This window comes from Vreelandella aquamarina (genome assembly GCF_900110265.1).
In the GTDB taxonomy this organism is placed as follows: domain Bacteria; phylum Pseudomonadota; class Gammaproteobacteria; order Pseudomonadales; family Halomonadaceae; genus Vreelandella; species Vreelandella aquamarina.
Window position 1 is genome coordinate 43,558 of the sequence record NZ_FODB01000007.1, and the last position, 25,882, is coordinate 69,439.

A 25,882-nucleotide genomic window follows, 5' to 3' on the forward strand; every position below is an offset into this window, starting at 1 on the left:
AATAAATTCCTTAATTAAATCGGTGTCACTAAAGAAGAATGAAGCCGGTTTGCTGCACTGTCATAAATCACTCCCTTCCGCCACGGCTGGGTAGATAGCACTACCCGCCAACCGTCTTGGCTACGCTCTAAGTAGTCAAAGCATAGGCTGGCGCGCCAGAGAAGAGCGCTGTCAGTTAAGCTATTGATTGGGGCGAATAGTGCGTCTGCATTATCTGCCCAAGGGCGAGGTGTGATTGCCATAGCGTGGTCGCCGATTTGCAGCCAGCGCAGTTGGCCCTGCGCGTCTTGAATTACGTCTTCAACGGCATCGTTGGAAAGCTGTTGCCAGTGCTCAACGTACTGATCGTGCGGATGTCGCTCTTCTATAATGGTGCCGTCAATCCAGCGCAGTAGCCCTACATCCTTTTCCAGGCTAGGGCATAGATCCTGATAGCGATGCCAGGTGCATACCCCTAGCTCACTATCGATTTGGGTAATACCTGCAAAAGCAGTGAGTCTCGCCAGCCATTCAAGCTGGCGGCGGTTGCAGTCGTCTAAACCAGTGATGCCTGAAAAGTCAGGCGAGTCTGCAGGCAGGCGCAGGTCGGCATGCCAGTGCTTGCCCTGAAGCCAATAAACCTGAGTAGTGGTGTCGGTCTGTTGGTAGGGTGCTTTAGCGGGCTCATCGTAGAGCGTGCGCTGCCATACGCCACGAAATGCTTGAGGTGTGGCAGGTAAGCCGACGTTCATAAGGGGTCTTCCTTATGCTTACCATGCTGGCCCAGACTACCCACTTCCCGGGCACCTTCGGGGAGCGCAATTTCACCCTTCGCCAAGCGCTCGCGCAGGTAGCGGAAGGTTTGGATGGTTTGGGCGAAGAGGTGGTCGCCTGCTTTTAGTGCTGAGTACCGGGCTTGTCCGTGGCGAGCGACCAGCTCGGGGAGTGGTTCGACCACGGTGTGGTAGTCACAGGCGAAAAACAGCGGGAACGAGTAGCGCTCCTCTTTCACTTTACGTACCCGATGGGAGGTGGCAACAAACTCGCCATTACTCCAGATCTCAAGCATATCGCCAATATTGACGATCAACGCGCCCTCCTTGAAAGGTACATCGATCCACTCGCCTTTCCCATTCATCACCTCAAGCCCTGGCGCGGTAGGCAGTAGCAGGGTAAAGCACTCGTAGTCAGTGTGGGCGCCGATGCCTTGGGCATCCTCAGCATTAGGGTTATAAGGGTAATGGATCAGGCGCAGCTGACTGGGCGGCTTATTGACGTGCTGAAGCAGTTGCTGGGGAGCCAGCCCCAGCGCCATAGCAAAGCCGCCCATCAGTGCGCGCCCGACGTGGTACGCCGCGTCGTAATAAGCGGCCACTGGCTCCTTGAAACCATCAAGGTTAGGCCAGGGGTTAGGGCCAAGCAGTGGCGTTCCGGCCAGCACGTCCGGGTCATCGCTAGGTAGCTCGAAAGCGAGGTCGAAAGCCTCTTTCATGTCGGGCTTGGCTGGGTCTGGCGATTCTTCGCCGGGCGGCACATAGCCGCGATGGTGATGGTAGAGGCCGATGTAGCGCTCCATTTTGATCGCTTCAGACTGTGCGAAGAAACGCTTGGCCTGATGAATCAGGCCTTCGCGCAGTGAACCATCAATACCATGGCCCACCATTTGGAAAAAGCCCACGTCTCGGGCGGCGCGGCCCAGCTCAGCGGCGACCTCGCGGCGTGCCTGTTCATCCCCGTGCAGCAGGGGATGAATGTCGATAATGGGGATCTCCTGAAAGGCTGCTAAGCGTTGGTCTGCGGCAGACGTATTCATGCGTCAGCCTCCTCTTCTTGGGTGAGCACCACCAGAGGCTGGCCGGGTCCAATGGCTGCACCTTCTGCAAGCGGCAGCCTAGCAACACGCCCAGCGCAGTGGGCCGTGACCTCTACCTCCATTTTCATCGACTCCACCAGCGCCACCGGCTGACCGGCGTCTACCTGCTCCCCCTCCTTGACCAGCAGTTTCCACAGGCTACCGGTCACTGGGCTTTCGATACCCAGTTCATTTTCGTCCAGAGTGTCGACTTCTGCGCTAGCTGGTGCTTGGTCTTCAAAGGTGAACTGGCCGTTGGCGCGCCAGGCTGCCATTTCTGCCTGGAAGGCGGCCTCGCGCTTAGTGCGAAATGCCTCGATGGCGTCGGCGTTTTTATCGATATCGGCTTGGTAGTCGGCCAGTTTGAAGCGGGCCGTTTCAATAGGCAGCTCGAAGCGCCCGTGGGGAAAGTCACGGCGAATTTGCTGTAGCTCTTCGTGGCTGACTTCATAAAAGCGAAGTTGATCAAAAAATCGCAGCAGCCAAGGGTTATTGAAGTACTGTGTGGTGCGGTAACGGTTCCACATCTGCAGCGTGCGGCCAACGAACTGGTAGCCGCCGGGGCCTTCCATGCCATAAACGCATAAGTAGGCGCCGCCAATACCCACCGAGTTTTCCGCCGTCCAGGTACGGGCGGGGTTGTATTTGGTGGTGACCAAGCGGTGGCGCGGGTCGAGGGGTGTCGCGACGGGCGCCCCCAAATACACATCTCCTAAGCCCATCACCAGATAACGGGCGTTGAAGACGATATCGCGCACTTGCTGTTCACTTTCAAGGGCGTTGATGCGACGAATAAAATCCAAATTACTGGGGCACCAGGGAGCATCTGGGCGTACGCTGCGCTGATACTTGTCGATAGCTTCCTGGCAGGCGGGGTCATCCCAGGAGAGCGGTAGATGCACGACCCGGGACTCTACTTCCAGTGATTCCACATCCACCAGCGCCTGCTCGGCTTGTTGTAGGTGGACAAGCAGATCGTCAAGGCTCAGCTCTAGCGGTTCGAAATGCACTTGCAGAGAACGTATACCGGGCGTTAGCTCTCGAAGCCCTGTAAGCGGATGTTCACGCAGCCACAGCATCCAGGCGTGAACCCGGAACCGGAGGGCGATATCCAGCTCCATGGGGCCAAATTCGATCAGCAGGAAGTCATCTCCGGCACGGAGGTATACGACCCGTTCACCGGCCTCAGAGGCAGGTACATCTCGTAGAATCGGGCTAGCCCGCTCTGTGGTTAACGCAACGTTGGGGATAGGTGCTAGTGACGCGAGTTGAGTGAGTTGGCGCTCCTCTAAGTCGCGGGCGGTGGTGAGGGTTACCGGGACAAAGCGGACCTTGTCACCAGCGGTGAGTTGCCCCAGCTTCCAGCGTTCAGCGCGCACCACGGTGGCCGGGCAGACAAAGCCACCCAGTGACGGGCCGTCCGGTCCAAGAATGACCGGCATGTCGCCGGTAAAGTCGATAGTGCCAAAGGCGTAGGCGTTATCGTGAATATTGGAAGGGTGCAGGCCCGCTTCACCGCCATCTGCCCGTGCCCACTCTGGGCGTGGGCCAATTAGCCGTACACCGGTGCGGCTGGAGTTGTAGTGCACTTCCCAATCGTGGTCGAAGAAGCGTTCGATATCGCTATCAGTGAAAAAGTCTGGCGCGCCGTGGGGGCCATAAAGCACGGCAATTTCCGTCACGCTTTCGGAACCGTTGCCAATGGCGGGGGCTAGCGCGTTATCCAGCGTGCGTGAGGGCGCAGGCATCAGCGTGGGCAGCTCCAGCATATCGCCGCTGCGCAGTGCCCGCCCGCCATGGCCGCCAAACTGGCCTAGAGTGAAGGTGCTGCGAGAGCCCAGATAGCGAGGGCATTCAATGCCGCCGCGCACTAGAAGATAAGCGCGTGCCCCAGCGGTGGCCTTGCCTAACGTAAGCGTGGCACCGGCCGGCACATCAATGACTTCCCAGTGATTAATGGGGTTGCCATCCAGCGAGGCGGGCAACTTGGCGCCTGCTAGCACGACCTGTGTGGCCCGGTGAAAGCGCAGCGTGGGGCCCTGGAGGGTAATTTCTAGGCCAGCGGCATCCGTGGGATTGTCGAGCAGGCGATTGCCAAGGCGAAACGACCAGTCGTCAAACGGGCCGGAAGGCGGCACACCCACATCCCAGTGACCCTGGCGACCGGGAAAATCCTGAATTGTGGTGAGCGTGCCAGGGGCGATCACTTCCATGGCGGGAGGTGCCCACGCCAGGGTGGTAAGCCAGTGGGTGTCGATATCCGCCTGCTGAAAGCGTTCGGCACGCAGAACGTGGGCAAGCCAGCTACGGTTGGTGGCAATGCCATAAACGCTGGTGTTGTCCAGCGTATCCGCCAGCTGTGCCGTCGCCTGCTTGCGGCTTTCGGCATGCACCATCACTTTGGCTAGCATGGGGTCAAATAGCGGTGACACTTCCAGGCCTGCCTCAATGGCGTGGTCGATGCGCAGGCCGCTGGCTTCAGGAAAGATGACTTCCGTCAGTAGCCCGGCGCTGGGGCGAAAATCGTGAGCAGGGTCTTCGGCGTACAGACGTGCCTGGACGGCGTGACCAGTGGGAGAGAGCGTCTGGGCAAGTGTTTCCAGGCGAGGGAGTTCTCCGGCGCCGAGCTTTACCATCCATTCGACGATATCGACGCCGTAGACCAGCTCGGTGACGCCGTGCTCCACCTGTAGGCGAGTATTAACCTCCAGAAAATAGAAAGCTTCACGCTCGGCGTCGTAAATGAACTCGACGGTTCCCGCGCTGCGGTAGTTGACCGCTTTGCCTAGTTGCACCGCCGTGGCGTGCAGTGATTGGCGCACGGCTTCGGGGAGGTTCGGGGCTGGGCACTCTTCTAGTACTTTTTGATGGCGGCGCTGGGTAGAGCAGTCTCGTTCACCGAGGGCGATAACACTGCCCTGGCCATCGCCAAACAGCTGTACTTCCAGATGGCGGGCACGTGCGATATAGGCTTCCAGGAAGACACCGCCATCGCCAAAGTTGCGCTCGCCAAGGCCTTTCACTGACTCAAAGGCGCGTGCCAGCTCCGTGTGAGAGTGGCAGACCTGCATGCCGATGCCACCGCCACCAGCAGTGGATTTCAGCATGACCGGGTAGCCAATTCGTTCGGCGGCTTGCTTAGCGTCTTCGAGGGTCTCCAGCAGCTGTGATCCTGGCACCAGCGGTACGCCTGCCTTTTCGGCGAGTGCGCGGGCTTCGTGCTTGAGGCCAAACTGCTGTATCTGCTCGGCGGTGGGGCCTAGAAAGACGAGCCCGGCGGCATCGCAGGCGGTAATAAATCGCGTGTTTTCCGAGAGGAAGCCGTAGCCAGGATGGATGGCCTGGGCACCGCTTTGTTGGGCGATAGCGATCAGTTTGTCGATGTTCAGGTAGGTATCGCTAGCCGCCCCCTCACCGAGTGAGTAGGCCTCATCGGCTTGATGCACATAAGGGGCGTCGCGGTCGGCATCGGCGTACACCACCACGCTCCCCACACCTAAAGCTTTAAGCGTGCGTAGAATACGGGTGGCAATCGCGCCGCGATTGGCAATCAGGACTTTGCTAAACGTTTTATGGATGGACATGGCACTGCCTGCAAACAAAGGCGGGTCGTCCCGCAGGTTGTTTGGCCTTCTAGGGTCGTCCCTAGGGCGAATTACTTAACCCCAAATCAGTAGCTCGATGGGCGTGGGGTTGTAGCCGTTGCAGGGGTTGTTGAGCTGAGGGCAGTTGGAGATCAGCACGATGACATCCATTTCTGCGACCATTTCCACATACTTGCCCGGTGCGGAGATACCGTCTTCAAACGTCAGCCCGCCGTCAGCGGTCACCGGTACGTTCATGAAGAAGTTGATGTTGTGGGTGATGTCCCGCTTGCTCAGGCCATACTCTGGGTGGTTGGCGATGGCCTGCATCCAGTTATCCCGGCAGGAGTGCATGTGGCGCTTTTCCAGGTCGTAGCGCACGGTGTTGCTTTCGCTGGCGCAGGCACCACCTAGGGTGTCGTGGCGGCCGCAGGTGTCGGCGGTGAGGGTAAGCATCGTGCGACCTTCGCTGGAGATCAGCTTGGAGCCCGTCGTGAGATAGACCGCTCCCTGTTCGCGAACGGTATCCATGGCGCTGTAGCGCTCGGCGGTGTCGTCGGCGCTGAAGAACAGCGTGTCAGCCGCTTGGTTGCCTTCCAGGTCTAAAATCCGCAAGGTTTGGCCCTGCTTCACGGTGCCAATATAGTGATCGCCCGCATTAACGGTAGTGCGGCTAAGCGCGTTTTCGGGGCGTAAGGTACTCTCGATAATCATGGTTTTCCCCTTAAAGGCCGAGGTGGTATAGGCGGTTATTGGCAAAGCCACGGGCGTTTTCTGGCCGTGAGCGGTAGCAAGGATCGTCCTCTGTTGGTGGCTCAGCCGTACCTAACGCGATATCGACGCCACGGCGCGGGTAGTCAGTGGCAGGGTCCAGCGGGTGGGGGCAGGTATGCAACAACACTAGGGTATCCATCTCGAAGCGCAGCGTGACGCTGTTGCCCGGCTGGCAGTGGTTGCTGACATAGTGCAGCTTGCCTTCGTCATCGCTCTCGACGCGAGAGAACAGGTTGAGATTGGCAGCCATGTCTCGGCGGCTAAGCCCATACTTGGCGAGTTCGACCAGGAAGGCGTCGAAGCCGGTGCGCGTCCAGTCATTGTGGGCCTGCTGGTAGCTCACTGGCTGCCAGCCTTTGGCCAGCAGGTGTTGGGGCAGCAGGTTACCGCCAACGCTGTCGTGCCAGCCAAGGTCATCATGCGTGATCGAGGCAAAGATGCGGCCCATGTCCGAGTAAAGGCAGTGGCCTTGGGTCAGTTTGAACGTGTGCTGGCACTTCAAGGTGTCCGGCAGGTTTAAGCGCTCCAGCAGGTTTTCTGGGTTGTAGCAGAGTAATCCTACGTTGCTGTTGGCCTCCTGGGCGGTCAGGGTTAGTGTTGTGCCGCGACGTAGGCGGAGTGACCAGTGGTGCCCGCCGGGTAAATGAGTGGTGTAATCGGGCTGGCTATTCATAGCAGCGTCTCCTGGGTGTGGGTTTTCAGTCCGCCCTGATGAAGTGCTTCCGTTAAGGCTGCCGTTGGACGGTCTCTCGAAATGGGCAGGTCATAGGTAATGGTGGCGCCATAGGCTTCCGGGGCTTGAGGGTCGTGGCGGGTTTTGTCAAACACCCATAGCCGTGTGCCCAGCTCAAAGGCCTCTTTTAGGTCGTGGGTGATCATGAAGATGGTGAGCTGCTGCTCTTGCCAAAGTCGCGTGATTAATTCGTGCATGTCCTGGCGAATGCCGGGGTCCAGGGCACCAAATGGCTCATCCAGCAACAGCATGCGTGGCCGCATCATGAGCGCCTGGGCGATGGCTAGACGTTGCTGCATGCCGCCGGACAGCTCATGGGGATACTTATTAAGCGCGTGACTTAGGCCAACTTCTTCAATACGTGCTTGGGCTTTCTCAATCGCGTGCCGTTTGGCAGTGCCAAAACTTTTTCCAAGCAGCTTGGCACTATGCAGCTCATCGGCCATCATCACGTTGCCCAGCACAGTCAGGTGTGGAAAGACGGAATACTTCTGAAATACCACCCCTCGATCCGGGCCGGGTTCGTTAGGAATGGGCTTACCATCTAGCAGAAGGTTGCCTTTTGAAATGGCTTCGGTGCCTAGCAGCATCTTTAAAAACGTGGTTTTACCGCAGCCAGAGGCACCTACCAGCGTGACAAATTCTCCTTGCTCGACGCTGAAATTAAGGTTCTCAAGCACGACGTGATGGCCGTAATGCTTTTCTAGGCGTTTGGCGGACAGTAGGCTCATGATTTGTCTCCTTCGCCCGAGTGGTACCAGGGAAAGGCAAGGCGCGATGTCCAGGCGAGAATCTGGTCAAGAAGGAACGCCAGCAGCGTAATCCACGCCACGTAGGGCAGAATCACGTCCATCGACAGGTAGCGGCGAACCAGAAAAATGCGGTAACCAAGCCCCTCTTGGGCGGCAATTGCTTCGGCAGCTATTAAAAACAGCCAGGCGCTGCCGAGGGCCAAGCGAGTGGCATTCAGTAGCCGCGGCGTGAGTTGGGGCAGTAGCACCCGCAACAGTACCTGCCAGGAGCTGGCTCCCAGGGTTTGTGCTTTGATCAGCTGTTCATCGGGAAGTCGCAGCGCATGGCCTTGCAGGTCGCGAATCAGAAACGGCGTCACCCCAATCACGATCAACGCGATCTTGGCGGCCTCACCGGTGCCAAAGGCGATGAATAGAATCGGAAGTATCGCCATCGGAGGGATAAGCGACGCGACGGTGACCAGCGGTGAGAGTTTGGCGCGGATGAGCGGAATGCCGCCGTTTAAAATACCCACTACGAGGCCGATGAAAGCGCTGATCGCCACGCCAATGAGAATCCGCTCTAAGCTGGCGAAAGTGTCTGTCCATAGAACGATTTGGCCAGTGCGTACGTTTTCTGCGGTGGCCAAATGATAAAATGAGCTTGCCATGGTGGCCGGAGTGGGCAGTAGCCGATCATTAGGGTTCTCGGCCAGCCGGGCATTGGAAAGGCTCAGGTAAACCATGGCCAATAACAGGAAAGGCAACAGTCCCAGCAGCCATCTGCTCCCTCGGGATGGGGCTAGATTAATGAGTCGCTTCATGGCGGATGTCCATCGAAGATAAAAGCAGAGGGAGCAGCCGTGGCTACTCCCATGGGCTAGTTACTGAGCGTCGAGGTAAGCTTGGGTAAAGCTGGGGTCGAAGCGCAGTTGCACGTTGCTCTCGTCTCCGAAGACGCCACTGGGTGTCTCAATGCCGACGACTTCTGCGTTTGGTGCCATGTCGCCTAGTAGGCCGTGCTGGAAGCTGAATTCAGCCACTCGCTGCATGGTGTTGAGCAGCTCTGGGCTTTCCATGAGCGCGATGGCTTCGGCGGGGTCGGTGTAGAGGTAGGTGGCGGCAAGTTGCTGACGATAACCGTCAATATCAGTGCCAGCGGCATCTGCCATGATGCCAAGCGCATTTTCATCATCTGCCTCGATGAGTCCCATCACTTCATACCAAGCGCCTACCAGGGCATGACCCAGTGCCGGGTTATCCGCCAAGGTTTGCGTATTTACGACCATCATGTCGAGTATCTCGCCGGGGATCTCAGCTGAGGTGTACACCACGTTGCTATCCGCCATATCCTCGATGGCACCTAACTGGGGGTTCCAGGCAGCGACGGCTTCTGTGGTGTCGCTCGCGAACAGGCCGACGATATCCGCATCGGACGTATTCACCGTTTCGATATCGCGTTCAGTCAAGCCAACGCTTTCGAGAGCACGGGCCAGAAAGTAGTGAGAGACGCTGAATTGAACGAGATTGACCTGACGGCCCGCAATATCGGCTAGGTCATCGCTGCCTTTCAGCACGATGCCATCATTGCCGTTGGAGTAATCGTTGATAATCAGTGCGGTGGAGTCGACGCCGCTGACCGATGGAATCGTTAGAGCATCCATGTTGGTCATGGCACACCCATCGACGTTGCCAGAAGTGAACTGATTGATGGATTCCACGTAATCATTCACCTGCACGACATCGATACTAATGCCGTATTCGTCGGCCCACTTATTGACCACGCCTTCTACGTCGGCATAGGACCAGGGCATCCAGCCGGCATAAATCGACCAGCAGACGCTAAAGTCGCTGCGTTCTTGCGCTTGGGTAGGTGTGATCGTCATCGTCAAGGATGATGCTAGTAGCGCCGCGGTCAGCGGAGCTAGGGACAGGCTTTTGAGGGCAGAGCGATTGGAACGGGTCATGAGAGCCTCCAGCGGCTAAGAAAAAACTCAGGGGCATCGGCGCATCACTGTGCCTTATCCTCCCGGGCTTTTATCCCGCCGTGTAACCTTGCGCTTGCAAGGTCGATTGCTCTCGGACCAGCCACGTCCATCAGGGGCATATCGTTGATGGCGTCGGAACCCTAGCGATCTATTGGAAACTCGATTGTGTGGCAGCGAAGGCAGCCAATACCCCATGTGTAACACTTAACTACACAGCAAAATATTGGCCGTCATCTATAAAAATCATTAATTTTAATAGGTTATAGAGGTTTTATAGTTAACTCTAAGAAGCTGATGATAGAGTAATGCATTATCGTAGTGCGTAGAGCGGTGCGCTACGCACCGCAATGAAACAAAGAGGCCAATGGCAGGGGAGGATCACAAAGGCGTTTTGCTCATCTTACCTGGCACTTCACGCACCAGCCGTGGCATGAGAAAGCCGGGTAAGTGTTCCAATAGTGCTTGTATGAGCGCTTGCGCCTCTTTGTCAGGCACGTCAAAGTGCGCGGCGCCCTGAACTGGGTCGAGTACGTGGAGGTAGTAGGGCAGCACGCCTGCTTCAAACAGCCGTTCCGAGAGGGCTGCGAGGGTAGGCACGTTGTCGTTAATGTCCCGTAATAGAACGCTCTGGTTTAGCAGCGTGACGCCTGCCTGTTTTAAGCGCGTGCAGGCATCCACCACGGCCTGATCAATTTCATTGGCGTGGTTGATATGCAGCACGACGACTTTTTGTAAGCGGGTGCTGCCTAACCAGCTTAGCAGGCCTTCATCCACACGGTCGGGAATGACCACCGGCAAGCGGGTGTGAATGCGCAGCCGTTTTAGGTGAGGAATGCTCTCTAGCTGTTCGACCAGCCACGCCAGCTGCCGGTCGCTGGCGGCAAAGGGGTCGCCTCCTGATAGGATGGCTTCGTGAATCGAGGTGTCGGCACGTAGGTAGTCCAGCGCTTCCTGCCACTGGGCGCGGGAAGGCGAGTTCTCGCTATAAGGAAAATGGCGGCGAAAGCAGTAGCGGCAGTTGATTGCGCAGGCTGGGCTTGCTATCAGAAGTACCCGGTTTGCATATTTATGGATCAGCCCTTTGACGGGGCGGTGGTCGGCTTCCTCTAACGGGTCTGTGACGTAGCCCGGTGAGGCCAGTGTTTCATCGCCTATAGGCAGCACTTGACGCAACAGCGGGTCATTAGGGTCGTTGGGCTTAATGCGGGCAAGGTAAGCGTCGGGCACGCAAATATCGAACAGACGATGTCCGGCCTGCACTTCGGGCAGCCATTGGGCGTCTAAACCAAGGCGTTGGCAGAGCGTGTCGGGATCACGAATCGCATGAGAAAGCTGCTGCTGCCAGGAGGTCGAAACCTGGGCATGGGCGTGGTGACCAGCGATAATGATGTTCTCCTGCAAAAAGCCCTCCTTCGGGTTATCATGCGCGCACTTAGCGGCGTTGCTATTCGCAATGACGCAACTGACGGTAACGTAAGTGGCTGGCAGATCGCCGCACGTACGACATAGACAATTGAAACAGACCATTGAGAGGCATTATGGCGAACTATTCTACCAACGAATTCAAAGCAGGTTTGAAAGTAATGCTCGACGGCGACCCCTGTTCGATCGTTGAGAACGAGCTGGTGAAGCCGGGTAAAGGCCAGGCGTTCAACCGCGTGAAGCTGCGCAACCTGATGACAGGCCGTGTGGGTGAGAAAACCTTCAAGTCTGGCGACTCTTTAGAAGGCGCTGACGTCATGGATCTGGAAATGGAGTACCTCTATACCGACGGTGATATGTGGTACTTCATGAAGACCGACGGCTCGTTTGAGCAGTATGCGGTAGAGAAAAAAGCGCTGGGTGATACCGTCAAGTGGCTAAAAGAGCAGGTACCTTACATTCTTACCTTGTGGAACGATAAGGCCATTTCCGTAACGCCGCCTAATTTCATCGAGCTGGAAGTCGTAGAGACTGACCCAGGCCTAAAAGGCGATACGGCACAGGGTGGTTCTAAGCCTGCTACGCTATCTTCGGGTGCTGTGGTTCGCGTACCGCTGTTCATCAATCAGGGTGAAGTGCTGAAAATCGACACCCGTTCTGGTGAGTACGTATCACGCGCTTAACCGCGCGATGATAAAAGCGGCAGACATAGTCGCTTAAGCGTTTCGTTCATAAAGCCACGCGATACTGTTGCGTGGCTTTATGTTGTTAGGGAGAAGGGAATGACACTGAACTGGCAGCCAACGGCAACGATGGGCACCTTGCGCGAGCGCGCACGTTTGATCGCGACGGTGCGCGCCTTTTTTGCTGCTCGGGGCATATGGGAGGTGGAGACGCCAGTGCTCGGCCAAGGGGGCAGCACCGACGTGCATCTAGTGTCGCTATCGTCGCTTGCCCGCACCGATAAAGGTCAGCGCAAGCTATGGCTGCAAACCTCGCCTGAGTTTCATATGAAGCGACTGCTGGCGGCCGACAGCGGCCCCATTTTTCAGCTGGCAAAAAGCTTTCGTGATGGCGAAGTGGGGGCTCGGCACAATATCGAATTCACCATGCTGGAGTGGTACCGCCCTGGTTTCACGCTGGCGCAGTTGATAGAGGAGACAACGGCGCTGGTGGCGCACGTATTGCCCCAGTCACCTGGCCCTGTGGTGTACTACCGTTATCGCGAACTCTTTCATCGCCACTTGGAGGTGGACCCGTTCACCACGTCGCTGGTCACGCTGCGGTCGCTAGCAGCAGAGCGGGGCAATATGTCGGCCCAAGCGCTAGCCGAGGAGGGGCGCGATACTTGCCTGGATCTGCTCATGGGAATGGTTATCGAGCCAACCTTGGGGCAACAGGAACTTAGCGTAGTCGTTGACTATCCTGCGAGCCAAGCGGCGCTGGCGCGACGTCATCAGGATGCCGATGGCGAATGGGTGGCCTCTCGCTTTGAGCTATACCTGAACGGTATCGAGCTCGCCAATGGCTACGATGAGTTGACCGATGCCGAGGAGCAGCGCCAGCGTTTCGATGCAGATAATGCCGAGCGTCGCCGGTTGGGGCTACCTGAAGTAGATGTCGATGCTCATCTACTGGCAGCGCTAGAACAGGGGCTGCCAGCCTCTTCCGGCGTGGCGCTGGGGCTGGATCGTTTGATCCAATTAGCGCTGGGTAAAACGCGCCTGGAAGAGGTCTTGGCGTTTTCGACGGCTAACTGCTAACAACGCGGCCAGCCTGGCTCAGGGCGTTGGGGTAGCGAGGCTCTGCCCCATTTGCACTGTTGCCCCTAGCGCGTGGTTGCCAAACGCCACGGGTTTAGCGAAACACAACACGACGGTGGAGCCGAGCTTGAAGCGGCCCATCTCAGCACCTTTCTCCAGCACAATCGGCTGCCCGAAGCGCATGCGCTGAGGGTGGCCCGACAGCGGTGTTACTTGCCCAGACCAGACGGTTTCAATGGCGGCTACAATCATGGCGCCGACCAGCACCATCGCCATAGGGCCGTGCTCGGTATCAAAGATGCACACCAAACGCTCATTGCGGGCGAACAAGCCGGGCACGTAGTTGGCGGTGGCTTGGTTGACCGAAAAGAGTCGCCCCGGCACGTAGATCATTTCCCGCAGCGTGCCGGTCACTGGCATATGCACGCGGTGGTAGTCGCTTGGCGAGAGATAAACCGTCGCGAAGCTGCCGTTCAAAAACTCATCAGCTAACGCTTTGTCGCCGCCCAGCAGGGTTTGGACGGAAAACGTATGCCCTTTTGCCTGCACCAGTTTGCCCGCCGTGGTGAGGCGGCCAAACTGTGAAAGCGTGCCATCCGCAGGGCTCAGTAGACCTTCGCCCAGTGGGCGAGCATCCGCTTTCAGCGCGCGGGTAAAAAAGTCGTTGAATGTGGCGTAGGCGGTGGGGTCTGGCTCCAGCGCCTGGCTCATATCCACCTTAAAGCGCTTGATAAACGCTTTAATCAGGGTGTCTTTCACCCAGGGGTTATCGCACTGGGCAAACTTACCCGTCAGGCGCGACAGCGCGTGTTGAGGCAAGGGGTATTGAAGTAGTGAAAAGGCTTTTTGGGAGAGGGTCACAGTAATATCTTCATTTCTCGATGGGTGTATCGTCGCGGTTGCCCCATTCACCCCAGGAACCCGCGTAGCCGCGTATATTAAAGCCTAGCGCTTTACCTACAAGCCAAGTAAAGCTGCTGCGGTGGTGGCTTTGGCAGTGGGTGGCAATTTCCTTATCGGGAGTGAGCCCTAGGGCATTAAGTTCGGTCATGAGCTCGGCGTAGTCGCGGATTCTCAGCGCCCGGCTGCGATCCATGGCGTCTAGCCAATCCATGTTCACTGCACCAGGAATATGTCCCAAGTGTTTGTTGTTGCCGCGTTCGCCGTCGTACTCCGCTTTGGAGCGGGCGTCCCAAATGGCAAACTGTTTGTTGCTGAGCTTCTCTTTGATCTCATCGCAAGTAATGGCGGCACTAGGGTTGAGAATCTCAGCGTGGTATTCGCTTGGCGTTGGCGCGGTGGGCTCGGTGCTCTCTTCCAGGCCTGCGTCGCGCCAGGCGTGAATGCCGCCGTTTAGATAGGAGTAGCGGGTGTGGCCGATCAGCTCCAGTGTCCAGAGCAGGCGAGCTGCCCAGCCGCCGCCTTCGTCGTCGTAAGCCACTACATGGGTGTCGCGGGTTAATCCCAGCGCGCTGAATAACTTGGAGAGAAACTCCACCGACGGCACGTCGTTGGGCACTGGGCCTTCGCCGCGCATCAAGTAGCGAAAATCCAGATAAATGGCGCCGGGAACGTGGCCCTGACGGTAGCTTTCGCCATTGGCGGGCACATCGATAATCAGCAGTTCAGGCGCCTGTAAGTGCTCTTGTAACTGCTCCGGCTCCACGATGAGTGGCAATAGATTGTGTTCTGATGAGTGGCTGGCGGTGCTCATATCCGGCTCCCTTAACATTAAGACAACTGCAACGAGGTTAACGACGGTGTCGCCCTGGTCATTGTAGGTTCGTCACTGCGAATTCAAGCTATCGAGAATACGTCGATAGCTGGCAAAACGCTCTGGATGAATCTTGCCTGCCTCGACGGCGTCCAGTAAAGCGCAGCCCGGCTCATTGCGGTGGCGGCAGTCCCGGAAGCGGCAAAGGCCCAAATAGGGGTGGAACTCGATGAAACCATCGGTCACTTCCTGCTCGTCCAGATGGATCAGGCCAAACTCGCGAATGCCGGGCGAGTCGATAAGTTCGCCATTGCTGACTTCGTCGCTGCGCATGGCATAGAGACGCGCTGTGGTCGTCGTGTGCGTGCCTTTACGCGAATCTTCCGATAGCGCGCCAATACGCAGGGTTTCGTCGGGCAGTAGTAGGTCAATCAGCGATGATTTCCCCACGCCACTTTGGCCGACGAATACCGAGGTGCGGCCCGCGAGCTGCTGGCGCAACTTGTCCAGCCCTTCGGGGTTGGCCGTGGTGGTGCGTACCACCGGATAGCCTAGCTGGTGATAGCGCTCCAGCAGCTGACCGAGTTCGCCGCCATCGTCTGGCAGTAAATCGGTTTTATTCAGCACCAGCACAGGCGCGATGCCGGTAGCTTCAGCGGCTACCAGATAGCGGTCAATCAGGTTGGGGTGGGGCGCAGGCTCGACGGCGAATACAATCAGCAGCTGATCGATATTGGCGGCTACCGGCTTAAGCTGGCCGCGTGGGTCAGGGCGCTTCAAAATACTGTCGCGCTCTTCACGGGCAACCACCACGCCAGAGCCATCCTGGCCTGCCCGCCAGATCACTCGGTCGCCGGTTACCAAGCCATCTAGGTTGGCGCGCAGGTGGCAGCGTATAGGTGTGCCGTCGGCGTCACGCACTTCCAGCGTACGGCCAAAGTGGGCCATCACTCGACCCGGCTGCTCTGGGCCGTATTCGCCTGCAGAGAGCTTTTCGGTATCCTTGGAATCGCGCTTTTCAGCGCGCTGGGCGCGTTCGGCTTGAATCTTCTCGACTCGCCACTGCTGCTGGCGGCTTAATTTACGTTTGCTCATGACCACCTGATGATCGTTACAATAGACGTCATTGTACCCACCAGGGCGGTCAACTGTCCTGTATGGGGTGCGGGTTAGCGCAATATAAGCGACACTTTTACTTTATTCGCCGATGTCAGGGCGAAACTGGCCAAGGAATGAATGCAATGAGCGAGCAAAGCGGCGCACCGCGTAGCGACCTGTTGGTATGGATTGATTTGGAAATGACCGGCCTGGAGCCGGATAAAGAGCGCATTATCGAGGTGGCGACACTCATCACCGATGCTCAGTTGAATGTCGTGGCAGAAGGCCCAGTGATCGCCGTCAAACAGCCCGATAGCCTCTTGGCCGGAATGGACGATTGGAACCAGAAAACTCACGGTGAGTCTGGGCTGGTGGCGCGGGTGAAAGCGAGCACCATCGAAACTAAAGAAGCCGAGCGCCAAACTCTCGACTTTTTACGCCAGTACGTGGTGGCGGGCTCCTCGCCGATGTGCGGCAACAGTATTCATCAAGACCGCCGCTTCTTAGAGCGGGAAATGCCCGACTTGTGGGCGTTCTTTCACTATCGCAACTTGGATGTCTCGACCGTCAAAGAGTTGGCGAAGCGCTGGAACCCCGGTGCGCTGGCGGGCTTCAAAAAGCAGAATGCCCACTTGGCGATGGATGATATCAAGGAGTCGATTGCGGAGCTTGCCCATTACCGCAGCACGTTTTTGCGTATTGAAAGTGGTGGCGACGAAGAGGAGTAGCCCTCATGCGCGTGTCGCGATACGCGCATCTCGCTTATGGCGCTGCTCGTCGAGCGCCCAGGCAACGTGTTCGCGTACTAGCGCGCTGGGATAGGCACGACGTGCCCACAGCGCTGCCTCGACGGCATCACTCCACGGAGCATTGCCTAACCCGACGGCAAGATTACGTAGCCAGCGCTCATAGCCAATGCGGCGAATGGGGCTGCCTGCGGTTTTGTCCAAAAACTCCTCTTCGCCCCAGCTAAACAGCGCAATAAGCGATGCGCGGTCAAGGTCATGGCGTGGGGAGAAGTCCTCTTCTTGGGTGATTTTTGTGAAGCGTGTGAACGGGCAAACGAGCTGACAGTCATCGCAGCCATACACGCGATTGCCCATGGCGCGACGGTACTCCACGGGAATCGCGCCGTGCAGCTCAATGGTGAGATAAGAGATGCACTTGCGCGAATCGACGACCTTATCGTCCACGATGGCCCCTGTGGGACAAGCGGTGCGGCAAGCGCTACAGCTGCCGCAATGCTCTTGCGCAAAAGGTGCATCGACAGGCAGCGGTAGGTCGGTATACAGCTCCCCAAGAAAGAACAGCGAGCCCGCTTTGGGATTCAGCAACATGGCGTTTTTACCGAACCACCCTAAGCCTGCTTTTTGGGCGAGCGCACGCTCCATCACCGGGGCGGAGTCGACGAAGGCGCGAAAACCAAATTTTCCTACTTCTTGCTCGATGTGCTTTGCTAACTGCGCCAAGCGTTTGCGCATTAATTTATGATAATCACGGCCCAGCGCGTAGCGGGAGACATAGGCACGGCTGGGTTGGCCAAGCACCTTGGCACTCTCTACTTCGGCGGGCAGGTAGTCCATGCGCACGCTGATGACCCGGCGGGTGCCGGGTTCCAGTTCGTCAGGTCGCGTGCGTTTGGTGCCGTGCTTCGCCATAAAGCCCATCTCGCCGTGGTAGCCTTTATCCAGCCAGTTGGTGAGGTGCGTTTCGTGGTCGTTTAGATCAGTGTCAGTGATACCCACCTGCTGAAAGCCCAGCTCGCGCCCCCACTGTTTAATCAGTGCGGCAAGCTGGCGAAGCTGTTCTGCGGATAGCCGTTCGTGAGTCGGGTGTTCACGCGACGGCTGGTTGCGAGACAGTGAAAAAGTCGTGGAACTTGGCATGGTCAGTCAACGGTGGTGCGTTAAGCGCGCTATGCTAACGCATTAGCCTCTGCCACAACATGCCGTGCGTGCCTAAGCTGACACTGGCCGTGTTTAAGCGTTGATTTAGTACCCTATTTAAGGAGCAATCGTGTCTACGTTGAGTACCTCTTCGCTACGCCCCCTTTATAAGGCGTCTCAAGTGCGCGAGCTGGATCAGCGCACCATTGCAGGCGGTATAGAGAGCTTTGCCCTAATGCAGCGAGCCGCCTCTAGCGCTTGGCACAGCTTTCGTTCCCGCTGGCCTCAGGCGCGCAGTGTCACGGTGCTTTGCGGCGGCGGTAATAACGGCGGCGATGGGCATGTATTGGCGGCGCTGGCCATGCAGTCGGGGCTTAAGGTGCAGCGCCTTTCCCTCAAGCCGCGAGACGCGCTTTCTGGCGACGTTGCCCGTGCCGCGGAGCTGGCAACGGCCGCCGGGGTAGGGTTTGAAGAGTGGCACCCGCACACTACGCTTGCCGGTGAGGTCATTGTCGATGCGTTGCTGGGTACCGGGCTTTCCGGCGAGGTCGAAGGCAGCATTAAGCAGGCCATTAAAGCGATGAATACGGCATCTCAGCCAGTGCTGGCGCTGGATATCCCGTCGGGCATTTCAGCCGATACTGGCGCGATGTTAGGCACAGCAGTGGAAGCCACCTGCACGGTAACCTTTATTGGCGACAAAATTGGTCTGCATACCGGTGATGCCCCGGCGTATACCGGCGATATCGATTTTCGCCCGCTGGGCGTCAAAGCCCAGGCATTTTTTGATATTCCACCTACCGCTTGGCGGCTGGATGATGCGCTGCTAGGCGAGGCTTTCACTCCACGTTCTCGTACTAGCCATAAGGGCAGCTTGGGGCATGTGCTGGTGATGGGCGGTGCGCCGGGCTTTGGTGGCGCAGCGCTGCTGGCTTCCCAGGCGGCTGCACGCTTGGGTGCCGGTAAGGTAACGTTGGCCACGGCACACGAACATATCACCGCAAGCCTAGTGCGCTGCCCAGAAGTCATGGTGCGGGCGGTGCGTGGTGGTGCTGATGCGGCAGATTTGCCTGCCTCAGCGGATGTGGTGGTGATAGGGCCAGGGCTTGGGCAAGAGTCCTGGGGGCAGGCGATGTTGCAAAGCGCGCTTAAGGCTTCTTCACCGCTGGTAGTGGATGCCGATGCGCTCAACTTGTTGGCAAGCCGCTGGCCAGACCTCCGCCGGGATAACTGGATACTCACGCCTCATCCTGGTGAGGCAGCAAGGCTGCTGGGGTGCTCTGTGTCTGATGTCCAAGCCGACCGGCCTGAGGCTGCCCGTGCATTGCAACGCGCTCGTGGCGGTATAGTGATATTGAAAGGAGCAGGCAGCCTGATTGCCGGGCCGAGCGGATTGGTGGTTTGCCCTTACGGGAATCCAGGCATGGCGAGTGGCGGGATGGGAGATATATTAAGCGGTATGTTAGGCGCTTTGGTGGGGCAGTTTAATAGCCTGGAGCAGAGCGCATGGCTGGGCGTGATGGCACACGCTTTAGCGGGGGATGAAGCCGCTAAAGCAGCGGGCGAGCGTGGCCTGTTAGCAAGTGATCTGGCATCCTATGCACGAGTGTTAATTAACCCGTGAAGGCGGCCAACATGCAGGTGCAATTGAACGATGAAGTGGCCCACGTCGCTTTTGGCGAAGCGCTGGGTCAAGCGCTAAAAGGTCACGGGCGTGTTTATTTAGAAGGCGACTTAGGGGCAGGTAAAACGACCTTAACGCGCGGCATTTTGCGGGCCTACGGTTATCAAGGGGCGGTGAAAAGCCCCACCTACACCTTGGTAGAGCCTTATGAGCTTGGCAATCAACGTATTTATCACCTTGATTTGTATCGCCTAGCAGACCCGGAAGAGCTGGAGTTCATCGGTGGACGCGATGTGCTGGCCGACGATGCGCTATGTCTGATTGAGTGGCCGAGCCGAGGGGAGGGCTGGTTGCCCGCCCCAGATCTGCGTATTCAACTGAGCGTTGCTGAAACTGGACGCGTCGCGCTATTAAACGCCGGTAGTTCTCTTGGCGAAGATGTCATAGAGCAACTGGCGCGTCAGTGTGTCGGGGTGCAACAGGAGTGTGGTGTGATTCAATGTATATGAAAAACCCACTGGCTCGTTTAATAGGTCAGTTAGCAACTGGCTGCGCGGTTTTATTGGTAGGTACCGCCACTCTGCAGGCGGCCACCGTTGAGAGCATGCGACTCTGGGCAGCACCCGATCATGCTCGTTTGGTGTTTGATCTTACCGCTGCCGCAGAGGCCAATGTGTTTTCATTAGAAAACCCGTCGCGCCTAGTCATTGATCTTGATGAGAGCCAGCTGAATACCGACGTATCAACACTGCCGCTAGATGGCAGTGCGATTGCGGAAGTGCGAACCGGCGTGCGGGATGGTGGTGGCCTGCGGGTCGTGCTTGAGTTGAATCGTGATATTGAGCCGCGCCACTTTACGCTACCGCCTAATGATCAGTATGGCCACCGTCTCGTGGTGGATTTGGAGTACCCTGGCGAAAGCGCTGTGGAGAACCCTATCGACCCTATTGAGGCGATGATTCGTGACCAGGAGATGCTGGCGCAGCGCTCGGCTCAGGCCCAGTTGTCCGGTGTGGAAGCTGACGTTTCTACACCTACGCCCGCGCAGCCTCCCGTCGAGGTTCAGCCCGCTCAGCCTCACCCACAGCGTGACATAATTATTGCTGTTGATGCGGGGCACGGCGGCGAAGACCCCGGTGCGATTGGCCCATCGGGTACTCGTGAAAAGGATGTGGTGTTGGATATCGCCCGACGGCTGGCTGCTGAGGTCAATCGAACCCAAGGCTTCAAGGCTGTGTTGATTCGTGACGGCGACTATTATTTGGGGTTACGCCAGCGTACTCAGCTTGCCCGCGAGCAGAAAGCTGACTTCTTTGTATCGGTACATGCCGATGCGTTTACCAGTCCAAGGCCCCAGGGTAGCTCGGTTTATGCGCTTTCACAGCGGGGGGCAACGTCAGAAACGGCTCAGTGGCTGGCGGATAGCGAGAACCGCTCCGACTTGATTGGTGGCGTCGATGGCAGTTTGTCGCTGCGTGATAAAGACCAAGTACTGCGCGGCGTGCTGCTGGATCTCACCATGACGGCTACGCTCAACGACTCGCTCTCGATTGGCGGGCAAGTGCTTGAACAGCTTGGACGCGTGAACCGGTTGCATAAATCGCGGGTAGAGCAGGCGGGCTTTATGGTGCTGAAATCGCCGGATATTCCCTCGCTACTGATTGAAGTGGGCTTTATCTCAAACCCAGATGAAGAGCGCCGCCTGCGCGACCCGGTGCATCAGCAGGGGCTAGCAACGGCCATTTTCAGTGGCTTGCGCGATCATTTTCAGCGTAACCCGCCCCCAGCGAGCCTGCTGGCGTGGCAGCGCGATAATCAGCGTAGCCCTACCGGAAACGAGTACCGCATTCAGTCCGGTGATACGCTATCGGCGATTGCGATTCGCCACGGCGTACCGGTGAACCAGCTAAAGCAAGCGAACGACCTGAATGGCGATGTGATCCGTGTGGGCCAAGTGCTGCGTATCCCCAGTTCTTAAGCCGTTGTTTAAGCGTCTGGGCTAGAAACGGGTGCTTAAGAAATCGTTTTGATGATTAGCTTCTGAGGTGTTGGTTGACTGAATTAAACTCGCTGCCTGGCCGTATTCATGTGCTCGACCCCCGCTTAGCGAACCAAATCGCGGCGGGCGAGGTGGTCGAGCGCCCCTCGTCAGTGACAAAAGAGCTGATTGAGAACGCCATTGATGCGGGCAGCCAGCGTATTGAAGTAGAGATCGAGCAGGGCGGTGCCCGGCTGATTAAAGTGCGCGACGATGGCATCGGTATTGGCGAGCAGGACTTGCCGCTGGCGCTGGCCCGCCATGCCACCAGCAAAATCAGCAGCCTGGAGGATCTAGAAGGCGTTAGTTCGCTGGGTTTCCGCGGCGAGGCACTAGCATCTATCAGCTCCGTCTCGCGCCTAGAGCTAGTCTCTAATGCTGACGAAGACCCCCGCCAGGGGTGGCGGGTAGTGGCGGAGGGCCGTGGCATGGAGGCCAGGGTAACGCCCGCGCCGCACCCCCGAGGCACCAGTGTTTCTGTGCGCGATCTGTTTTTTAATACGCCAGCGCGGCGCAAGTTCTTGCGCACTGAAAAGACCGAGTTTGCCCACGTGGAAGAGGCGTTTCGTCGTCAAGCGCTGTCGCGCTACGACATTGCCTGGGTACTGAGGCACAATCAAAAAGTGGTGCACCAGCTGCCGCCGGGCAATACGCCCACTGCGCGCGAGCGCCGTATTGCCTCCCTGCTGGGTAAAAATTTTATTGAGCATGCGCGTTATATTGAACGCGAAGCGGGTGGCCTTAGGTTAAGCGGCTGGGTGGGGCTGCCGACCCACTCCCGCTCCCAGGCTGACCAGCAGTACTTCTTCGTCAATGGCCGGGTCGTGCGTGACCGCTTAGTGGCGCATGCGGTGCGCCAGGCCTACCGAGACGTGCTGTATAACGGTCGTCATCCGGTTTTTGTACTCTATCTTGAGCTGGACCCGGATGTGGTCGACGTTAACGTCCATCCCACCAAGCATGAAGTGCGCTTTCGTGATGGCCGGATGGTCCATGACTTTCTCTATTCAAGCTTGCACCACTGTCTGGCGGCTTCAAAGCCTTCCGAAGAGGAGCAGTCCTCGCCAGAAGATCATCCGGTGCCTGTTGGCCCTGAAGCGGCCACAACGGAAGAGCCGCCCGCGCCACGTTGGCAGCAGCAGGGCATACCGCTATCGGAAGGGTCGGATCGGCACCCCGGCGCCGAGCGGGTGCGCCGGTTTATGCAGGGGTATCAGGCGCTCCATCCTGATCACGAAGAGACGCTGTTAACGCCTCAACCAAGCCCGCCCGGCCAGCGCCCAGCTGCTAACGAAGTGCACGAAGCGCCGCTTGCTATGCCTGCCCACGATGCCACCGCGGCACCGCCGCTGGGCTTTGCGTTAGGCCAGTTGCATGGCGTGTATATCCTGGCTCAAAACGCCCAGGGGTTGGTGTTGGTCGATATGCATGCGGCTCATGAGCGGATCGTATATGAGCGCATGAAAAACCAACGGGCGGCGGCTAAAGGGATCGATACGCAGCCGCTGTTAGTGCCCGTATCGCTGGCGGCGAGTCGCAGCGAAGTGGCCACTGCAGAGAGCGAACGTGACGCTATTGCTCAGCTAGGCGTTGAGTTGGATGTGGCAGGCCCCGAGACGCTGCTGGTGCGCCAACTGCCCGCTCTGCTGGCTCAGGCCGACCCTGAAGCGCTGGTGCGTGAAATGCTCGAAGAGCTAGCTCGATTTGGCCGTACGCATCAGGTAGAGGCGCGTATTCATGAGTTGCTGTCTACCATGGCGTGCCATGGCAGCGTGCGTGCCAATCGTCGTTTAACGCTCGATGAAATGAATGCCCTGTTGCGCGATATGGAACGCACCGAGCGCAGCGATCAGTGCAATCACGGTCGCCCTACTTGGACGCAAATGAGCATGAAAGCGCTCGACCGACTTTTTTTACGTGGCCAGTAATGATGAAGACAATAAACGGAGTGCGGTAAACAGATGGCTGATACACGCCCCTGGGCGATATTTTTGATGGGGCCTACTGCCGCTGGAAAAACCGACGCGGCAATAGCGCTCCACGAGCAGTTAGGTCACGAGCTCATCAGCGTGGATTCCGCCATGGTCTACCGGGGAATGGATGTGGGCAGCGCTAAGCCCAGCGCTGAGGAGCTTGCGCGGGCACCCCATCGGCTTATTGATATTCGCGACCCTGCCGACCCTTACTCCGCGGCAGATTTTCGTGAAGACGCCCTGCAAGAGATGCGGCAAATCAGCGCGGCTGGGAAAGTGCCGCTGCTGGTAGGCGGCACAATGCTTTACTTTAAACGCTTAGTGGAAGGTGTCGCGAACCTGCCTTCTGCGGATGCCGCTATTCGTGAACAGCTTGAAGTGAAGCGACAAGCCGAAGGCTTAGCGGGCTTGCATCGCGCACTCGCTGAAGTGGACCCGGCTTCGGCGGCGCGTATTCATCCTAATGACCCCCAGCGATTAATGCGGGCTTTGGAGGTGTTTTACGCCAGCGGTCGACCCATGAGCGAACTGTGGGCCGAACAGCAGCCTGAAACCTTTCCGTGGCGGGTGTTGTCGATAGCGCTAGCGCCTAATGATCGTAAGATACTTCATCAACGTATTGCCCAACGTTTTGAAACAATGTTGGGTGAGGGCTTGATAGATGAGGTGGCTGCCCTCAGAAAGCGTAATGATATTCATCTTGGCTTGCCATCGATGAAGAGTGTTGGCTACCGTCAAGTATGGGAATATTTAGACGGCGCTTACGATCAGGGCGAGCTGGTGTCACGAGGGGTCATTGCCACTCGGCAGCTAGCGAAGCGTCAGCTCACTTGGTTGCGTAGCTGGCCGTCACTTAACTGGATAGACTCGCAGCAGCCAGACGCATTGGATAAGCTTCTGAAATTCGTGCGTGACAGCGGTGCTTAGCGTAAGATAGTGATTTCGTAAGCAAGTGATTTCGAGTGGCCGGCGAGCGCTTTTGACACACCGGGCCTTTCGGGCAACAAGATTGCGGCGTAGCACCAGTAGGGCACGCCATTTGATAACCAACCCCAACGACAGTTTTAGGGAGAGCAACATGTCCAAAGGGCAGTCCCTTCAAGACCCGTACCTGAACATCTTGCGCAAGGAGCGCATTCCGGTCTCTATTTTCCTGGTAAACGGCATTAAGCTGCAGGGCCAGATTGAATCGTTTGACCAGTTTGTCATCTTGTTGCGCAATACCGTCAGTCAGATGGTTTATAAACACGCTATTTCCACGGTAGTGCCTTCACGCAATGTGCGTTTGCCGGCACAAGACCCTTCAGCATCTGATGCTGAACTCTAACACTGCTGGATAGCAAGAGAGTCCACGAGGTATTGATTGTTTTTTGAACGCCCAGAAGCCGGTGAAACGGCAGTTCTTGTTCACGTAGATTTCTATGATGAGCAGGCGCGTGAAGACCCGGGTGAGTTCTTGGAGCTCGTGCGCTCTGCTGGCGCAGAGCCCGCGACATTGCTCACAGCCAGCCGACAGCGCCCTGATTCCCGTACGTTTATTGGGTCAGGTAAGTTGGATGAGCTGCGGGCAATGCTCGCAGCTCATCAAGCGGAACTGGTGATCTTCAACCACAGTTTAAGCCCTTCCCAGCAGCGTAACCTTGAGAAGGAACTCAAGTGTCGTGTCTTGGATCGCACCGGTCTGATTCTCGATATTTTTGCGCAGCGGGCACGAACACATGAAGGTAAGCTGCAAGTAGAGCTTGCCCAGCTTGAGTATATGTCCACACGCCTGATTCGCGGCTGGACACACCTTGAGCGCCAAAAAGGCGGCATTGGCCTGCGCGGTCCTGGCGAAACCCAGCTAGAGACTGACCGACGGCTGCTGCGCGGCCGCATTAAATCTATTCATAAACGGCTCGATAAAGTACGCAGCCAGCGCGAGCAGAATCGGCGTGCTCGGGCTCGGGCGGAGATCCACAGTGTTTCGCTGGTGGGTTATACCAACGCGGGTAAGTCGACGCTGTTTAACGCGTTGACCAGCGCTGAGGTTTATGCGGCTGATCAACTGTTTGCTACCCTGGATCCAACGCTCCGTCGGCTTGAAATCGAAGACGTTGGGCCCGTTGTTATGGCGGATACGGTTGGTTTTATTCGCCATTTGCCGCATAAGCTGGTGGAGGCCTTTCAGGCGACGCTGCAAGAGGCGGCCGAGGCAACTTTGCTGGTGCATGTCATCGATGCAGCTGACCCAGATCGAGAGCTAAACGTTGAGCAAGTCGATAATGTGCTCAAAGAGATCGGTGCTGACAGCGTGCCGGTGCTCAAAGTCATGAATAAAATCGACAAGCTAGACAGCGCCCCGCGCATTGAGCGCGACGGCCATGGCGTGCCAGAGGTAGTTTGGCTGTCTGCTCAGCAGGGCCACGGGCTTGATCTATTGCATGAAGCTTTGACCGAGCGCCTTGCCAATGACGTGATTGGTTTTTCGCTTACACTGTCACCAGAGCAGGGTAAGTTACGCGCTGGCTTGCATGAGCTTAACGCCGTACGCGAAGAGAGTTTTGATGAGCAAGGGCGCTCCGTGTTGGATGTGCGCTTGCCCAGGCGCGACTTTAACCAGTTGATGGCTCAACTGGGTGAGCGTGCCAATACCTATTTACCAGAAGCATTACGCGAATCTGACGAATGGTAGCCCATCAAGTACCTACTCCACAGTCATTGACTGTGGAGTTGCGGTACAC

Annotated in this window: 23 protein-coding genes and 1 riboswitch; of the genes, 10 read left to right on the plus strand and 13 right to left on the minus strand. The window is 57.4% G+C overall.

The genetic code is table 11. The annotated features are described in order from the left end of the window. Positions 1-14: 14 nt before the first annotated feature. The 9 genes from BMY49_RS03230 to epmB all read right to left on the minus strand — a co-directional run bounded on the left by BMY49_RS03230 (position 15) and on the right by epmB (position 11,042). Complete coding sequence (locus tag BMY49_RS03230; RefSeq protein ID WP_062372566.1) at positions 15-731, minus strand: hypothetical protein; 717 nt, start codon at positions 729-731, stop codon at positions 15-17. Then, positions 728-1,792, minus strand: coding sequence for an isopenicillin N synthase family dioxygenase (locus tag BMY49_RS03235; protein ID WP_074210436.1), 1,065 nt, complete (start codon positions 1,790-1,792; stop codon positions 728-730). Before BMY49_RS03235 ends, BMY49_RS03230 begins: the two co-directional genes overlap by 4 nt. Next, positions 1,789-5,415 (minus strand): urea carboxylase, encoded by a 3,627-nt coding sequence (gene uca / locus BMY49_RS03240; RefSeq protein ID WP_074210437.1) that lies wholly within the window; start codon positions 5,413-5,415, stop codon positions 1,789-1,791. The genes BMY49_RS03235 and uca overlap by 4 nt, the downstream gene beginning before the upstream one ends. A 75-nt stretch (positions 5,416-5,490) precedes the next feature. After that, positions 5,491-6,129, minus strand: a complete 639-nt coding sequence (locus BMY49_RS03245) for an urea amidolyase associated protein UAAP2 (protein WP_074210438.1) — start codon at positions 6,127-6,129, stop codon at positions 5,491-5,493. 10 nt (positions 6,130-6,139) lie between these two features. Then, the gene (locus BMY49_RS03250) at positions 6,140-6,862 is read right to left on the minus strand and encodes an urea amidolyase associated protein UAAP1 (protein WP_074210439.1); all 723 of its coding nucleotides are present in this window, start codon (positions 6,860-6,862) and stop codon (positions 6,140-6,142) included. Next, positions 6,859-7,653: an ABC transporter ATP-binding protein gene (locus BMY49_RS03255; protein ID WP_074210440.1), complete on the minus strand. Its 795-nt coding sequence runs from the start codon at positions 7,651-7,653 to the stop codon at positions 6,859-6,861. The genes BMY49_RS03250 and BMY49_RS03255 overlap by 4 nt, the downstream gene beginning before the upstream one ends. Further along, positions 7,650-8,477 (minus strand): ABC transporter permease, encoded by an 828-nt coding sequence (locus BMY49_RS03260; protein WP_074210441.1) that lies wholly within the window; start codon positions 8,475-8,477, stop codon positions 7,650-7,652. The genes BMY49_RS03255 and BMY49_RS03260 overlap by 4 nt, the downstream gene beginning before the upstream one ends. A gap of 60 nt (positions 8,478-8,537) precedes the next feature. After that, the gene (locus BMY49_RS03265; RefSeq protein WP_074210442.1) at positions 8,538-9,620 is read right to left on the minus strand and encodes a putative urea ABC transporter substrate-binding protein; all 1,083 of its coding nucleotides are present in this window, start codon (positions 9,618-9,620) and stop codon (positions 8,538-8,540) included. Positions 9,621-9,677: 57 nt separating this feature from the next. Next, a riboswitch (guanidine-I (ykkC/yxkD leader) is annotated at positions 9,678-9,796 on the minus strand. Positions 9,797-10,019: 223 nt separating this feature from the next. After that, positions 10,020-11,042, minus strand: coding sequence for an EF-P beta-lysylation protein EpmB (gene epmB / locus BMY49_RS03270; RefSeq protein ID WP_089674828.1), 1,023 nt, complete (start codon positions 11,040-11,042; stop codon positions 10,020-10,022). 137 nt (positions 11,043-11,179) lie between these two features. Between epmB and efp the strand changes: the two genes are divergently transcribed. Then, entirely contained in the window at positions 11,180-11,746 is a 567-nt protein-coding gene (gene efp / locus BMY49_RS03275) for an elongation factor P (protein WP_054641005.1), read from the plus strand. A gap of 99 nt (positions 11,747-11,845) precedes the next feature. Next, entirely contained in the window at positions 11,846-12,826 is a 981-nt protein-coding gene (gene epmA / locus BMY49_RS03280) for an EF-P lysine aminoacylase EpmA (protein ID WP_089674830.1), read from the plus strand. Positions 12,827-12,844: 18 nt separating this feature from the next. Here the strand turns inward: epmA and asd are convergent, their stop codons facing one another. The 3 genes from asd to rsgA all read right to left on the minus strand — a co-directional run bounded on the left by asd (position 12,845) and on the right by rsgA (position 15,635). Further along, complete coding sequence (gene asd, locus BMY49_RS03285; RefSeq protein WP_058576416.1) at positions 12,845-13,687, minus strand: archaetidylserine decarboxylase; 843 nt, start codon at positions 13,685-13,687, stop codon at positions 12,845-12,847. A 10-nt stretch (positions 13,688-13,697) separates the two neighbouring features. After that, a complete protein-coding gene (locus tag BMY49_RS03290; RefSeq protein ID WP_074210443.1) occupies positions 13,698-14,540 on the minus strand; it encodes a sulfurtransferase in 843 nt (280 codons plus the stop codon). 72 nt (positions 14,541-14,612) lie between these two features. Beyond that, positions 14,613-15,635, minus strand: coding sequence for a small ribosomal subunit biogenesis GTPase RsgA (rsgA, locus tag BMY49_RS03295; RefSeq protein WP_089674832.1), 1,023 nt, complete (start codon positions 15,633-15,635; stop codon positions 14,613-14,615). Between the two features lie 146 nt (positions 15,636-15,781). Here rsgA and orn point away from each other — a divergent pair, with 146 nt between their 5' ends. Further along, positions 15,782-16,366, plus strand: a complete 585-nt coding sequence (gene orn, locus BMY49_RS03300; protein WP_089674834.1) for an oligoribonuclease — start codon at positions 15,782-15,784, stop codon at positions 16,364-16,366. A 3-nt stretch (positions 16,367-16,369) separates the two neighbouring features. Here orn and queG read toward each other — a convergent pair whose 3' ends face one another. Continuing rightward, the gene (queG, locus tag BMY49_RS03305) at positions 16,370-17,524 is read right to left on the minus strand and encodes a tRNA epoxyqueuosine(34) reductase QueG (RefSeq protein WP_089674836.1); all 1,155 of its coding nucleotides are present in this window, start codon (positions 17,522-17,524) and stop codon (positions 16,370-16,372) included. 130 nt (positions 17,525-17,654) lie between these two features. Here queG and BMY49_RS03310 point away from each other — a divergent pair, with 130 nt between their 5' ends. The 7 genes from BMY49_RS03310 to hflX all read left to right on the plus strand — a co-directional run bounded on the left by BMY49_RS03310 (position 17,655) and on the right by hflX (position 25,833). Further along, positions 17,655-19,148, plus strand: coding sequence for an NAD(P)H-hydrate dehydratase (locus tag BMY49_RS03310; protein ID WP_089674838.1), 1,494 nt, complete (start codon positions 17,655-17,657; stop codon positions 19,146-19,148). An 11-nt stretch (positions 19,149-19,159) separates the two neighbouring features. After that, positions 19,160-19,657: a tRNA (adenosine(37)-N6)-threonylcarbamoyltransferase complex ATPase subunit type 1 TsaE gene (gene tsaE / locus BMY49_RS03315; protein ID WP_089674840.1), complete on the plus strand. Its 498-nt coding sequence runs from the start codon at positions 19,160-19,162 to the stop codon at positions 19,655-19,657. 95 nt (positions 19,658-19,752) lie between these two features. Beyond that, positions 19,753-21,126, plus strand: coding sequence for an N-acetylmuramoyl-L-alanine amidase (locus tag BMY49_RS03320; RefSeq protein WP_253556913.1), 1,374 nt, complete (start codon positions 19,753-19,755; stop codon positions 21,124-21,126). A 74-nt stretch (positions 21,127-21,200) separates the two neighbouring features. Then, positions 21,201-23,114: a DNA mismatch repair endonuclease MutL gene (gene mutL / locus BMY49_RS03325; protein ID WP_089674841.1), complete on the plus strand. Its 1,914-nt coding sequence runs from the start codon at positions 21,201-21,203 to the stop codon at positions 23,112-23,114. Between the two features lie 33 nt (positions 23,115-23,147). Next, on the plus strand, positions 23,148-24,086 hold the full coding sequence (gene miaA, locus BMY49_RS03330; protein ID WP_044629094.1) for a tRNA (adenosine(37)-N6)-dimethylallyltransferase MiaA: 939 nt from the start codon (positions 23,148-23,150) through the stop codon (positions 24,084-24,086). A 151-nt stretch (positions 24,087-24,237) separates the two neighbouring features. After that, positions 24,238-24,486 (plus strand): RNA chaperone Hfq, encoded by a 249-nt coding sequence (gene hfq / locus BMY49_RS03335; protein WP_044629095.1) that lies wholly within the window; start codon positions 24,238-24,240, stop codon positions 24,484-24,486. Between the two features lie 36 nt (positions 24,487-24,522). Beyond that, a complete protein-coding gene (gene hflX, locus BMY49_RS03340; protein ID WP_044629096.1) occupies positions 24,523-25,833 on the plus strand; it encodes a ribosome rescue GTPase HflX in 1,311 nt (436 codons plus the stop codon). Positions 25,834-25,882: the final 49 nt, after the last annotated feature.